9 protein-coding genes are annotated in these 14,221 nt (G+C 74.9%); 1 reads left to right on the top strand and 8 read right to left on the bottom strand.

The genetic code is table 11. The features are described 5' to 3' along the window. Positions 1 to 39: 39 nt before the first annotated feature. The 7 genes from katG to HH311_RS23235 form a co-directional block, all read right to left on the bottom strand. The gene (gene katG / locus HH311_RS23265; protein WP_211190696.1) at positions 40 to 2,229 is read right to left on the bottom strand and encodes a catalase/peroxidase HPI; all 2,190 of its coding nucleotides are present in this window, start codon (positions 2,227 to 2,229) and stop codon (positions 40 to 42) included. A gap of 25 nt (positions 2,230 to 2,254) precedes the next feature. After that, the gene (locus HH311_RS23260; protein WP_169186070.1) at positions 2,255 to 2,710 is read right to left on the bottom strand and encodes a Fur family transcriptional regulator; all 456 of its coding nucleotides are present in this window, start codon (positions 2,708 to 2,710) and stop codon (positions 2,255 to 2,257) included. A gap of 68 nt (positions 2,711 to 2,778) precedes the next feature. Beyond that, positions 2,779 to 4,116, bottom strand: a complete 1,338-nt coding sequence (locus HH311_RS23255) for an ammonium transporter (RefSeq protein WP_169186069.1) — start codon at positions 4,114 to 4,116, stop codon at positions 2,779 to 2,781. 90 nt (positions 4,117 to 4,206) lie between these two features. After that, entirely contained in the window at positions 4,207 to 6,180 is a 1,974-nt protein-coding gene (locus HH311_RS23250; RefSeq protein ID WP_312030350.1) for a glycosyltransferase, read from the bottom strand. Between the two features lie 141 nt (positions 6,181 to 6,321). Continuing rightward, entirely contained in the window at positions 6,322 to 6,870 is a 549-nt protein-coding gene (locus HH311_RS23245; protein ID WP_169186068.1) for a hypothetical protein, read from the bottom strand. Between the two features lie 114 nt (positions 6,871 to 6,984). After that, a complete protein-coding gene (locus HH311_RS23240) occupies positions 6,985 to 9,360 on the bottom strand; it encodes a xanthine dehydrogenase family protein molybdopterin-binding subunit (protein ID WP_169186067.1) in 2,376 nt (791 codons plus the stop codon). Between the two features lie 138 nt (positions 9,361 to 9,498). Beyond that, entirely contained in the window at positions 9,499 to 10,653 is a 1,155-nt protein-coding gene (locus tag HH311_RS23235) for an alkaline phosphatase family protein (protein ID WP_396027457.1), read from the bottom strand. 118 nt (positions 10,654 to 10,771) lie between these two features. On the opposite strand from HH311_RS23235, the gene HH311_RS33525 reads away from it, so the two are divergent. Then, positions 10,772 to 13,477: a LuxR C-terminal-related transcriptional regulator gene (locus HH311_RS33525; RefSeq protein WP_169186065.1), complete on the top strand. Its 2,706-nt coding sequence runs from the start codon at positions 10,772 to 10,774 to the stop codon at positions 13,475 to 13,477. Between the two features lie 127 nt (positions 13,478 to 13,604). Here HH311_RS33525 and HH311_RS23225 read toward each other — a convergent pair whose 3' ends face one another. After that, on the bottom strand, positions 13,605 to 14,159 hold the full coding sequence (locus HH311_RS23225; RefSeq protein WP_211190673.1) for a DUF6790 family protein: 555 nt from the start codon (positions 14,157 to 14,159) through the stop codon (positions 13,605 to 13,607). Between the last annotated feature and the right edge of the window lie 62 nt (positions 14,160 to 14,221).

The raw sequence follows: 14,221 nt of genomic DNA, 5'->3' as shown, positions 1-14,221 counted from the left end.
ATACCGACACTTACTGCTCACGAGGCCGCAGGCCACCTACTAGATGTCGTACCGGTCCAGGTTCATCACCTTGTCCCAGGCCTTGACGAAGTCACGGACGAACTTCTCCTCGGAGCCGTTCTCCGCGTAGATCTCGGCCACGGCGCGCAGCTCCGAGTTCGAGCTGAACACCAGGTCGTTGCGGGTGCCGGTCCAGCGGACCTCGCCGTCGGCGCCACGCGCCTCGTAGATGCCCTCCTCCTCGGCCACCTTCGACCAGGTGTTGCCCGTGTCGAGGAGGTTGGTGAAGAAGTCGTTCGTGAGCTGCCCGGGGCGCTCGGTGAACACCCCGTGGGTCGAGCCGCCCGCGTTCGCGCCGAGGACGCGCAGACCGCCGACGAGGACGGTCATCTGCGGCGCGGACAGGTCGAGCAGGCTCGCGCGGTCGACCAGCAGGTACTCGGCGGGGAGCCGGTGGCCCTTGCCGAGGTAGTTGCGGAACCCGTCGGCCGACGGCTCGAGGTGGGTGAACGAGTCGACGTCGGTCCACTCCTGTGAGGCGTCGGTGCGACCCGGGGTGAACGGGACCGTCACGGAGACGCCGGCGTCGGAGGCGGCCTTCTCGATCGCCGCGACACCGCCGAGGACGATCAGGTCGGCCAGCGAGACCTGGGTGCCCGAGGCGTTGAACGACGACCGGACCTCCTCGAGGCCCGCGAGCGTCCGCCGCAGCTCCTGCGGGTCGTTGACCTCCCAGTCGACCTGCGGGTCGAGCCGCACGCGCGCGCCGTTGGCGCCACCGCGCTTGTCACCGATCCGGAACGTCGAGGCCGACGCCCAGGCCGCCTTGACGAGCTGGGGGACCGACAGGCCCGAGTCGAGGATCTGCTTCTTGAGCTCGGCGATCTCGGTCGAGCCCACGACGGGGCCCTCGTGCTTCGGCACCGGGTCCTGCCAGATCAGCGTCTCCTGCGGCACCCACGGGCCGATGTAGCGCTGGATCGGGCCCATGTCGCGGTGGGTCAGCTTGAACCACGCGCGGGCGAAGGCGTCGGCGAACTCGTCGGGGTTCTCGTGGAACCGCTTCGAGATCTCCTTGTAGACCGGGTCGACCTTCAGCGACACGTCGGTGACCAGCATCGTGGGCTGGCGGGTGAGCTCACCGGTCTCCGGGTCGGGCACGGTGTTCGCGCCGCCGCCGTTCACCGGGCGGTACTGCCACGCCCCGGCCGGCGACTTGTGGAGCTCCCACTCGTAGCCGAACAGGTTGTCGAAGTAGCCGTTGCTCCACTGCGTCGGCGTCGAGGTCCAGGTGACCTCGAGGCCGGAGGTGATGGTGTCGCGGCCCTTGCCCTTGCCGAAGCCCTGGCGCCAGCCCAGGCCCTGCTCCTCGATGGAGGCGCCCTCGGGCTCGGGGCCGACGTACTGGTCGGGGTCGGCCGCGCCGTGGGTCTTGCCGAAGGTGTGGCCACCGGCGATGAGGGCGACGGTCTCCTCGTCGTTCATCGCCATGCGGCCGAACGTCTCGCGGATGTCGCGGGCCGCGGCCAGCGGGTCGGGGTTGCCGTCCGGGCCCTCCGGGTTGACGTAGATCAGGCCCATCTGCGAGGCGCCCAGCGGCTGCTCGAGCTGCCGGTCACCGGTGTAGCGCTGGTCGCCGCCGAGCCAGTAGTTCTCCGGGCCCCAGTAGGTCTCGTTGTCGGGCTCGAACACGTCGGGGCGCCCGCCGGCGAAGCCGAAGGTCGTGAAGCCCATGGTCTCGAGGGCCCGGTTCCCGGCGAGGATCAGCAGGTCGGCCCAGGAGACCTTCTTGCCCCACTTCTGCTTGACCGGCCACAGCAGCCGCCGGGCCTTGTCGAGGTTGCCGTTGTCCGGCCAGCTGTTCAGCGGGGCGAAGCGCTGCATGCCCATGCCGGCGCCGCCGCGGCCGTCGGCGAGGCGGTAGGTACCCGCGGAGTGCCAGGCCAGCCGGATCATGAAGCCGCCGTAGTGGCCGAAGTCGGCGGGCCACCAGTCCTGCGAGGTCGTGAGGACGTGGTCGACGTCCGCCGCGAGCGCGTCGAGGTCGACGGTCGCGAACTCCTTCGCGTAGTCGAAGTCGGGGTCCTGCGGGTTGGAGTCCGCGACGTGGGTGCGCAGGACGCGCAGGTTGAGCTGGTTGGGCCACCAGTCGACGTTGCCGCCGCCCTCGGTCGGGTGCGCGAGCCGCCCGGCGTGGACCGGGCAGCCGCCCGCGTCCGCCGTGTTCATCTCTGTCTCGCGGGTGACGTGGCCTTCAGACACGGGGGTTCCCTCCGGAGGGTTGAGAGGTGGTGGTCGAGCAGTCGGGACAGGCGCCCCAGAACACGACCTCGGCCTCGTCGACGACGAAGCCGTGGTCGGCCGAGGGGGTCAGGCACGGTGCGTCGCCGACGACGCAGTCGACGTCGGCGATCGCCCCACAGGACCGGCACACGACGTGGTGATGGTTGTCCCCGACCCGGGCCTCGTACCGCGCCGCCGAACCCGTGGGCTCGATGCGCCGCAGCAGACCCGCCGTGGTGAGCGCGCGCAGGACGTCGTAGACGGCCTGGTGGGACACCGCGCCGAGGTCGGCACGGACGAGACCGGTGATGGTGTCCGTGTCCAGGTGCGGGTGGTCGTGCACCGCCGACAGCACCGCGACACGGGGACGCGTCACGCGCAGACCGGCCTCGCGCAGCGTGCGCTCGCACTCGGTCGTCGTCGGCACGGCCGCGAGTCTGGCCGACAAACTGGAATGAATCAAGAATCCAGCGGCATCGGCAGATTGCGCACCGCTCAGGAGCGGGGCCGCGCCCCCGTGGTGCTGCCGGGCAGGGAGCCGGTGCGCTGCGAGCCGTGACCGACGACCACCGTCGAGAAGTCGTAGCCGCTCTCGGCGTGCTCGCCCTCGTCGACGCCCTCGGCCTCGACCTCCCGGTCCACCCGCAGCCCGATCGTCCGGTTGATCACCCACGCGATCAGCGCCGTGACGACGAACGACCAGGCCAGCACCGCGACCACGGCCACCGCCTGCCGCCCGAGCTGGCCGAACCCGCCGCCGTAGAACAGGCCGTCGGCGCCGGCCGGGTTGGTCGCGACCGAGGCCAGCAGGCCCAGCAGCAGCATCCCGACGAGGCCGCCGACGCCGTGGACCGCGACGACGTCGAGGGAGTCGTCGAACCCGTAGCGGAACTTGAGCCGGACCGCACTCGCGCAGATCGCCCCGGCGGCGAGCCCGATCAGCAGGGCCCCGAGCGGCTCGACGTAGGCGCAGGCGGGCGTGATCCCGACGAGGCCCGCGACGGCGCCCGAGGCCGCCCCGAGCGACGTCGGCCTGCCGTCCCGGATCTGCTCGACGACCAGCCACGCCAGCACGGCCGCCGCGCCCGCCGTCATCGTCGAGACCAGCGCGGTGCCCGCGGCCGGGGTCGCGCCCAGCGCGGAGCCCGCGTTGAACCCGAACCACCCGAACCACAGCAGGCCGGCCCCGAGGAGCACCGAGGGCAGGTTGTGCGGCCGGACCGGGTCGCGCGGCCAGCCGCGCCGGCGCCCGACGACGAGCACGAGCGCGAGGGCCGACGCGCCCGAGTTGATCTCGACCGCCGTGCCGCCCGCGAAGTCGAGGGCGTGCAGCCGGTTGGCGATCCACCCGCCGACCGAGCCGGGCCCGGTGGCGCCGTCGAGCGCGAAGACCCAGTGGGCCTCGGGGAGGTACACCAGCGTGACCCAGACCAGTACGAACAGCGTCCACGGCCAGAACCGGGTGCGTTCCGCGACGGCGCCCGCGAGCAGCGCGACGGTGATCACCGCGAACATCAGCTCGAACATCGCGTAGACGCCGGCGGGGATCGCGGTCGGCCCGCTCCCGACGACGGCGGTGTCCAGGTGGCGCAGCCCGACGTCGCCGAACCCGCCGACGAGCCCCGCGAAGGCGTCCGACCCGAAGGCGAGCGAGTAGCCGTAGACGACCCAGAGCACGCCGACGACGGCGAGGCACACGAAGCTCGTCATCATCACGTTGAGGACGGCCTTCGTGCGGACCATGCCGCCGTAGAAGAGCGCGAGCCCCGGGGTCATCAGCATGACGAGCGCGGTGCTCGCGAGCACCCAGGCCGTGCTCCCGGTGTCGATCACAGGTGGCGCCCTCCGCGGCGGGGTCACGGACGGCGCAGTGTGACACGCAGATGACGGGAGCGTCTCAGGGATGTGAGCAGGTGGCGGTGTTCAGCTGGCGGCGGGCGCCCCCGGGAACGGGTGCCCGAGGACGCGGACGAACGCGCGCTGGTGGGCGTCGGCCACCGCGGCCTCCGTGTAGTGCTCCAGCGCCCGCGTGCGGCCCGCCGCCGCGAGCAGGGCGAGCCGGTCGCGGTCGTCGAGCACGCCGCGCAGCGCCTCGGTCCACGCGGGGACGGAGACCGGGGCGACCACCACGCCCGCGGCGCCGTGGTCGAGCACCTCGGGCACCGAGCCGGTCGCCGACGCCACCACCGGCACGCCGCGGGTCATCGCCTCGAGCGCGACGAGCGGGAACGGGTCGTCGACGCCCGGGACGCACAGCACGTCCGCGTCGGCGAGGGCCTCGCCCGGGCCCGTCGGGTCGGTGTGCCAGCGGACCTGCCCGCGCAGGTAGGCCGGGACCTGGGCCTCCAGGACGGCCCGGTCGGGGCCGTCGCCGACGACGTCGAGCGACCACTCGTCAGGCCGCGCGAGCGCGTCCAGGGCCCGGATCAGCAGCGTCGTGTTCCCGCGCTCCTCGAGCCGGGTGACCACGGTGAACCGCACCCGACCCGACGTCGGGCGCGCCGGGCGCGGGTCGGCGGGGGAGATGCCGAGCGGCGCGACCAGGACCGGGCCGCCCAGCCACTGGTGGCGTGTGAGGTCGACGTGGTGCTGCGAGGAGGGCACGAGCAGCGCGTCGGCGGTGCGCAGCGCGCGGGCGGTGAGGTCGGGGTAGGTGGGCCCGTCGGGGTCGGCCGGGTCCTGCGCGAGCGGGAGCCAGTACCGGCGCTGCCCGACGGCGCGGCCCAGCGTCCGCCAGGTCGTCGCGAACCCGATCTCGGGCGCGGTGGTGCCGCCGACGACGAGGGCCTCGTCGGTGTCCGCCACGTCCACCACCGGCTGCCACCACGGCTGCAGCAGCATCCGCACCCGCGGGTCGAGCTCCGCGACGGACGGCCCGAGGTGGTCCAGGCACACCAGCGTCACCGGGTGGCCCCGCGCGACGAGCTGGTTCGCCAGCACGGCCCGCTGCCGCTCGGCGGCGGTCCGCAGCCCGTGGGTGAGGACGACGACGGCGGGGCGTCCCGCCGCCTGCTGCGCCAGGGCGGCCAGCCGCGCCTGCCGCGGGCCCCGCTTGGACCGCTGGAACCGCTCGAGCACCGTCGCGCCGGCCGAGAACAGCGTGCCGCGCCCCACCTGGTGCTCGAGGCCCAGCGCGATCACCTGCGCCGCCCGCAGCAGGTCGTCGCCGCGGACCGACGCGAGCGGGTCGTCGGAGACGGTGCCGCCGCTGGCGTGCCGGACCTGCGGCTCCGGGTCGTCGACCAGGCGCAGCGACCAGCCGGCCTTGCGCGCGTCGGGCTGCCACGTCGCGTCCTCGCCGTAGACGAAGAACGACTCGTCGAACGGCCCGAGGGCGTTCCAGGCGTCGCGGGAGATGAACAGGCAGCAGCCGGTGAGGTAGCCGTCGACCCGCTCGTGCGGGCCCTCGTACAGGTTGCTCAGCACCCGTCCGCGCAGCCGCTTGGCGTAGCCGGCCGCGTTGACGAGGTTGCGGACGACGCCCTGCTCGCGGTGGGCGACGTCCCACGGCTCGTCCCGGCCGTCGGGGTCGATCACCGTGGGCGACACGGCGGCGACGCCGGGCTCGGCGAGCACCGCGCGGGCACGGGTGAGCGGGCCGAGCAGCTCGGCGTCGGGGTTGAGCTGCAGGGCGTCGTGGTCGGGGACCTGGGCCATGAGCCGGTTCATCGCGGCGATGTAGCCGAGGTTGGTGTCCGAGAAGGTCCACGTGACGTCGGGGCGGGACTCGGCGAGCTCGCGCACCGCCGGCGTCCCGCTGGAGGCGTTGTCCCAGATGTGGACCCGCGCGTCGGGGATCCACTTGTCGACGCTGGCCAGGGCGCGCTCGAGCAGGTCCGCCCGCCGGTAGGAGACGATCAGGACCGCCAGCTCGCGTCGCGCGCTCGGTTCGCTCACCGGGCCGATCGTGGCACGGGGTCCCGATCGGGCACGGCCGGACCCCGGTCGCGGGGGCGCGGCCCCATGGTCACGAGCACTGGGCGCAGCCGCGAGGACCCTCGGACCTGCCTCCAGTGCCCCTCCCCGGCACCCCGACCCTCACCCCCGCGGCGTGCCGCACCCCGGGCAGAAGTTGCCGGTGCCGAGCTGGGTGCCGCAGTGCCCGCACGCCGTCGTCGCCCGCAGCGGACCGCCGCAGTGACCGCAGTACGCGCCGTCGCCGTAGGACCCGCAGCGCCCGCAGCGGCCCGGGATCACCGGGGCCTGCCGGGGGACGCACCCGACGCAGTAGCCGGCCGCGTCGTTCCAGCACACCTGCCGGCACAGCCACTGCCCGCACCCGCGGCACTGCACGAACTCGTCGGCCACGTCCTGCGAGGCCTCGAGCAGGTGCTTGTCGTTCGTCGAGCCGCGGGTGCTGCTGCGGTTCCAGCCGGCCATCAGCCCGAACTGCTCGATGCGGCCGCCCCACTCCCCGCCCATGAGCCCGCCGGCGAGGGCGGCGATCCGCCCGCCCGTCCCGCTGATCGAGTGCCGGAACCGCGAGCGGAAGCCGTTGCCGCAGCGCAGGCAGCGGAACTCGTACTGGTAGCCCTCGTTCGTGCTGACGTCCGAGTGGTTGCTGGTGAACGGGACGACGGACGTCATCGGGCGCGACCTTCCGGCGGAGTGGTGGGAGCCGGACGGATGATCGCGCCGGGGTCGCGGCCGACGATGCCGTAGCGCGCTACTGCATCACCGACCGCGACCCGGCCACCACGCTCAGTTCTCGGTGCCCGCCATCCCGGCGTACTCCGGGCCGGCCTGCTGCCGGGTCGCGGGGTCCGAGGCCGACACGCCCTGGATCGCCCGCCACACCGCCTCCGGGGTGAGCGGCATGTCGATGTGGCGCACGCCGAGGTGGGACACGGCGTCGACGACGGCGTTGTGCACCGCCGGGGTCGACCCGATGGTCCCGGACTCCCCGATCCCCTTCGCGCCGATCGGGTTGAGGAAGGTCGGCGTCTCGGTGTTGGAGGCCTCGTAGGAGCACAGGTCGGCGGCCGACGGGATGGTGTACGACGCCAGGTTGCCCGACGTCGGGTTGCCGTCCTCGTCGTAGGTGACCCGCTCGAAGAGCGCCTGCGAGATGCCCTGCGCGATCCCGCCGTGCTGCTGGCCCGCGACGAGCATCGGGTTGAGGATCTTCCCGCAGTCGTCGACCGCGACGTGGCGCCGCGGGGTCACCATGCCGGTGTCGAGGTCCACGTCGACGACCGAGATGTGCGAGCCGAACGGGAAGCTGGACTGGCCCTGCTTGAAGTCCAGGTCCTCGCGCAGCGCGCGGCCGTTGCCGTCCTCGAGGCCGGTGCCGTCCTCGGACGCGGTCGCGATCTGCGACCAGCTCACCGTGTGGCCGGCGACGCCGCGCACGCCGAACCCGTCGTCGGAGTGCTCGATGTCCTCGACGGCGGCCTCGAGCAGGTGCGCCGCGATCTCGCGGGCCCGCGAGACGAGCTCCTGCGAGGCGTTGTGGATGGCGCTCCCGCCGGTCTGCAGCGAGCGCGAGCCCAGCGTCCCCGCCCCGGAGCGCACGACGGCGGTGTCGGACTGCACGACCTTCACCTTGTCCATCGGCACGCCGAGCACCGAGGAGGCGAGCTGCGCGAACGCCGTCTCGTGGCCCTGCCCGTGGGCGCTGGTGCCGGCCATGACGGTGAACGTGCCGTCGGGGTGGGCCTGGGCGGAGCCGTACTCGCCGTCGAGACCCAGCGGGGCGGTGACCTCGACGTAGGAGCCGATCCCGATGCCCATCGCGACCCGCTCCCCCGCGTCGCGGCGACGCTTCTGCTCGGCGAGCAGCTGGTCGTAGCCGGCGGCCGCCTTGACCGCCTCGAGGGACTTCTCGTGGTCGGCGTTGTCGTACTCGGCGCCGGTCAGCGAGGTCATCGGGTACTGCTCGGGCTGCAGGTAGTTCAGCCGCCGCATCTCGAGCGGGTCGACCCCGATCTCGTCGGCCGCCATGTCGATGATGCGCTCGAGCAGCTGGGTCGCCTCGGGGCGCCCGGCGCCGCGGTACGCGCCGACGGTCGTCGTGTTGGTGACGACGGTCTTCCAGGTGAAGTCGATGGCCGGGATGTCGTAGACGCCCTGGGCCAGGAGCTGCGTGAGGCTCGGGAGGATCGCGCCGACCGCCGGGTAGGCCCCGCCGTCACCGATGACCGTCGCGCGGAGCCCGACGATCTTGCCGTCGTTCTTGACGCCGAGCTCGGCCCACTGGACCTGGGCGCGGCCGTGGACCATCGAGAGCATGTTCTCGGAGCGGGTCTCGGTCCAGCGGACCGGGCGACCGAGCACCAGCGCCGCCTTCGCGGCGATCGTGTACTCGGGGTAGGCCGTGGCCTTGGGCCCGAAGCCGCCGCCCACGCGCGGGGCGACGACGCGGACCTGGTCGGCCTCGAGGCCGAGGTCGCCGGCGAGGGCGTCCCGTGCGCCGTGCGGGGTCTGGGTGGACAGCCAGAGGGTGATGCCGCCCTCCGGGGTGCCCGGCTCCGCGACGCAGGCGTTGGGCTCCATCGGCACGCCCGCGAGCTTCTGGTTGTAGAACTTCCCGCTCACGACGACGTCGGCCTCGTCGAAGATTCCTTCGACGTCGCCCGTGCCGGCGCCGGCGCACAGGTTGCTGCCGACCTCGTCGAACAGCAGCGGCGCGCCGTCGGCGTAGGCCTCCTCGATCCCGGTGACCGCGGGCAGCGGGTCGATGTCGGGGAAGACGGTCTCGGCCGCGTCGAGCGCCTGGCCCGCGGTCTCGCCGATGACGACGGCGACGATGTCGCCGACGAAGCGCACCTTGCCCGTCGCCAGGTGCGGGCGGGCCATGGCGTCGGGCACGACGCCGGGCAGGCCGGGCCGGTCGGCGACGTCGAGGTCGGCGTGGGTGTACACGGCCACCACGCCCGGCATCCCCTTGGCCTCCTCGACGTCGATGTCGCCGAGGGTGCCGTGGGCGATCGGGGAACGGACGAACACCGCGTGCAGCGACCCCTCGACGGGGAGGTCGCCGGTGTACAGCCCGGCCCCCGTGATGAGTTCCTGGTCCTCGGTCCGCTTGACCGCGTGCCCCAGGATCGAGCCACCGGAATGGGTCGTGACGCTCACGCGTGCTCCTTCGTGCCCTCGTCGCGGTTCACGGGACGCCGTCGTGCATCCCGACACCTCTTCTCGGACATTAACCCAGCCGCGTGACGGCGCGCACAGCGTCGTTTCCGCTGGCCAGGAATGATCTCGCCTGCGGCGTCAGCCGGCGGGTGACGCCGCATCCGCGGCGTGGACGAGCAGCGGGACGAACCGTTCGGCGTCGGTCACCGCGCCGTGCTGCCCGGGCAGCCGCGCGAGGACCGGCTCCCCCTCGGAGCGCACGACCGCGGCGGAGCCGCGGGTCACCGCGACGACGTCGGGGACACGGTCCCGGACGGCGTCGTCGACCGGCCCGAACCACCCGTCGTCGATCGCCTGCTCCCCGGTGAGCACGGTGGCGTCGCCGCCCAGGGTCGCGCGCCAGGCCGCGAGCACGTCGGGCGCGCTGCCGGGCCGGGCGTACACCAGCCGGGCCCGGGGGTCGCCGCCCACCACCGGCTCGGCGAGGAGGAGGTCGGGGTGGGTGTCGGCGTCGTGGCGCCGGTCGACGGCCACCATCCCGTGGTCGCCGGTGACCGCGAGCAGCGTCCCGGGCGGGAGGTCCTCGGCGAGCATCGCGACCAGGTGGTCGATCTGGCGCAGCTGCCAGCGCCAGGCGAGCGAGCCGGGCCCGTGCAGGTGGCCGAGCTGGTCGAGGTCCGCGTGGTAGGCGTAGACGAGCCCCGGCCGGGCCAGCGCGGTGAGCGTCTCGGCCGCCAGGTCACCGAGCGCGCCGACGCCGCGGTAGGTCGCCCCGCGCAGCGCGGACCGCGTCAGGCCCGACTCGCGGTAGGCGCGGGCGGAGACGACGGTGCTGGCCACGCCGGCCGCGGCGGCGCGCTCGAAGAGCGTCGGGTGGGGCTGGACGACCTCGGGCGCGAGCCGCTCGCGCAGGTCGTCGGTGCCCTGGGTCCACGTGAGGGCGTCGAGCAGCGTGGCGTCGACGCGGAAGCGCACGCCGAGGGTGCCGTGGCCGCCGGGTGGCAATCCGGTCCCGAGGCTGGTGACGCTGATCGGCGTGCTCGTCGGGAACCCGACCGTGAGCGGGCCGGCGTCGTGCATCCCGGCCAGGAACGGCGCGTCCGCGGCGTGCTCGGTGAGCAGCTCGCGGCCGAGCCCGTCGACGAGGAACAGGACGGCGGACCGCACCCGCGGCAGGGCGATCGTCGACGGCGCGCCCAGCCCGGTGCCGAGCGCGGCGAGCAGGGCGGGGAGCGCCTCGGCCAGTGCCGGCCCGTCGGTGGTCACGGCGTCACCCTGCCCGGGCGGCTGCACCGGTGACCAGCGGCTCGGCGCGCACCACCCCATCACCCGTTCGGAGCAGTGGAGTCTCGAAACGGGACGAGGGACGACGTAGGGTGATGGATCGCTCCGGGGCCGAGGAGGCGAGACCGTGACGACGTGGGCCTCCCGCCCCCTCGAGACCCCCGCCGCCGAGGTCCCGGGCGCCGCGCAGGCCGAGCGGCTCGCCCGTCTGCTCGTCGGCGACGGCCTGACCGACGCCCGCGGGATGGTCCTCACCGGCGCGCCCGGCGCCGGGAAGTCGACCGTCCTGGGCGCGCTCGGGCGTCGGCTGCTCGCCGGAGGGCTGGACGTCCGCAGCGTCGGAACCGACGACCTCGGCCGCGACCAGCCCTTCGCCACCGTCACCGACCTCGTCGGCCTGCCCCGCGACTACCCGCCGCGCCCCGACCTCGCCGACCGCGTCGTCGAGGCGCTCGACGTCGCCTGCCTCTCCGGGCCGGTCGTCCTCGGCGTCGACGACGCCCACCGGGCCGACGCGGGCACGCTCGACCTGCTCACCCACCTGCTCGACCGGGCGCGGGCGCTGCCGGTCGCCGTCGTGCTCGCGCGGCGGCCGAGCCCCGAGCGCGACGCGCTGACCGCGTTCGCCGGGCGCGCCGAGGTCGTCACCGCCGAGGTCGAGGGCCTCGACGCGGCCGGCCACGCGCTGCTCGTCCGGCGCCGCTTCGACGCCGCCCCCGGGGCGCGGCTGGTCGCCCTGCTCGACGGCACCGGCGGCAACCCGTTCCGCGCCCACCGCCTGCTCGACGAGCTCGAGCGGCACGACGCGCTGACCGTCGGCCGCGGCGTCGTGGAGGTCTCGGGGGCCGATCCGGGCACGTCGGGGTCGCTCGAGGCGGGCGTGCGGGCCGCGCTGCGGCTGGTCGACCCGCGGGCGCGGGACCTGCTGCGGGTCCTGGCGGTCTGGGGCGGTCCCGCCGACCTGCCGGTGCTCGGCGAGGTCCTCGGCCTCGCCCCCGTCGCGGTGGCCGAGCCGGTCGGGCTGGCCGTCGAGGCCGGCGTCGTGGGCTGGACCGACGACGGGCACGTCGCCTTCGTCCACGACACCTACCGCGACGTCCTGCTCGCCGACCTCGACGAGCCGCTGCGCCGCGCCCTGCACGGTGCGTGCGCGGCGGTGCTGCGGCGTGCCGGTGGCGTCGCCCCCGCCGTGGCGCGGCACGCCGCCGACGCGGGGCGCGCCGACGCCGTCGCGGTGCTCCGGGCGGCGGCGACCGAGCTCCGGCACGCGCCCGCCCAGGCCGCGGAGCTGCTCGCAGAGGCGGCGCGCCGGCTGCCCGACGAGTCCGCGGAGGCCGCCGCGGTGGACGTCGAGCGGGTCGCCGCCCTCGCGACCTCGGGGCAGATCGACGCCGTGGAGGAGGTCGCACGCCGCCGCCTGGCGCTCTCCCGGGACCCCGCGGTGCGCGCCACCCTGCTGCGCGTGCTGGTGTTCTGCCTGGTCAGCAGCGCCCGCGTGGACGCCGCGATCGGCCAGGTCGACACCGCGCTGGAGCGGGTCACCGCCCCCGAGGCCCGGGCCGCGCTCACCGACGTGCGCCGGTGGGCGGCCGTGCTCGGGGGCCGGCAGCGCCCCGACCCGCCGGCGGAGCCCTCGGCCGGTTCCAGCGCCCTCGTCAGCGACGCGATCGAGCTCTACCTGCTGGCCCGCCCGGCCGAGGGCTACGCGCGCGCCCGCGCCGCCGCCGCGCTCCGCGAGGACCTCGACCCGGCGCCCTGGGCGAGCGGGCCCAGCACACCGCTGTGGCCGGTCTTCCTGGCGGCCGCCGCCGAGGGCCCGCATCGTGCCCGGGAGCTCTCCGACGCGGTCCGTCGGGCCGGGAACCTCTGGCTCTCCCCGTACCACCACGCGATGGCCGCGGGCATCCTGCACGCCACCGGCGCCTGGGACGACGCGCTCGCCGAGGTCGGCTCATGTCTCGACGCGGCCCGGCTCACCGGCACCGCGTGGACCTCGCGGCCGGTCGCGACCCTCGCCCGCCTCCGGGTCGACCGCGGCGAGCTCGACGCGGCCGAGGCGGCGATCGACGCGTGGCGCGCGCTGGAGGTGCCGCAGCAGTTCGGGGTGCCGGTGGTCGACCTCGCCGAGGCGCTGCTCCTGGACGCCCGCGGCCGGACCCGCGAGGCCGCGGCGCTCGCCGGGCGGGCCTGGCGCGGTGCCCTCGACGGCGGCCGGCTGGTGTGGCCGCTGCTCGCCGGCGTCGACACGCTGCGCCTGGCGCGGGCCGCGGGCGACGAGGACCTCGCCGCGCGGGTGGCCCGCGACACCGCGACGGTCCCGCTCGACCAGGCGGTGGCGCTCGCCCCGGTCGCCCGCCTGGTGCTCGCGCTCGACGCCCGCGACCTCGCCGCCGCCCGGGCCGCCGCCGACGAGCTGCAGTCGCTGGGGCAGGTCGCCGACGAGATGACCGCCCGCGAGGAGCTGGCGTGCCTCGCCGTCGTCGTCGGGGCCGTGGACGAGGCCCGCGCGGCGGGCGCCCGCGCCACCGCGCTCGCCTCCTCGGTCGGCGCGGTGACCGTCGAGCGCCGGCTCGCCGCCCGGCTGCGCGACGGCGGTGTCCGGCTCGGGGCCCGCGGCCGGCGCAGCCGGCCGAGCACCGGCTGGGAGAGCCTGACCCCGACCGAGCGGCAGATCGCGGAGCTCGTCGGCGAGGGGATGACGAGCCCGCAGGTCGGGGCCCGGCTGTTCATCTCGCCCCGGACCGTGCAGACCCACATCTCCCACGTGCTGCGCAAGCTCGGGCTGCGCTCCCGGGTGGAGCTGGCGGCGGAGCTGTCCCGTCGGAGGGCCTGACGACGTCAGCGGTGTGCCATCGCAGACGTCCGGTGTCTGCGATGGCACACCGCTGACGTGGCGCACCGGGGTCAGGCCCGCACCGGGGCGGTCGCGGGACCCTCGTGCCCGGGCGCGGGTCCGGGGCTCAGGCGGCGACGGGGCGCTCGGGCGCCTCGTGCGCCCCGCCCGCGGCCGCCGGGACAGCGGGTCGGCTGTAGGTGCCGAGCCGGCGCGCGACGAGGACGGCGACGATGCTCAGGGTGGGGATGAGGAAGTCCGCCGGCAGCGCCCAGACGTTGTCGGGCGCGGTGTTGCCGTGGGCGACGAGCTGCATGATGTGCCCGATGCCGTCGCCGTAGAAGTAGATCGCGAGGCCCGCGAGCAGGGCGTCGGTCCAGCCGCCGCGGAAGCGCCTGGCCACGCAGAGGACCCCGAGCACGCCGAACGCGATGTCGGCCCAGCCGACCTCCCACTGGAACATCGACGGCGCGTAGCCGATCTGGTCGGCGATCGCGGTCGACGTCGGGCCGACGTGGAACACGCCGCCCCAGATCGACCAGGCGCCGAAGCCGACGACGAGCCACAGGGCGGCCAGCTCGGCGATCCGTCCCTTCGTGTGCCGGGAGCGGGACCGGTCGAACCCGACGTGCAGGGCCAGGCCGATGATGATGACCGCCCACTGGAAGGCGAAGTAACCCACGACTACTCCTGGTGTCCGATCGTCCTCCTTGCGGACGAGCTGGCACCGAGAGTCGGGGATCA

Source organism: Actinomycetospora sp. TBRC 11914, from assembly GCF_012933465.1.
Lineage (GTDB): Bacteria > Actinomycetota > Actinomycetes > Mycobacteriales > Pseudonocardiaceae > Actinomycetospora.
Note: the sequence above shows the minus strand (reverse complement) of the source record. Positions and strands in the feature narration are given on the sequence as shown.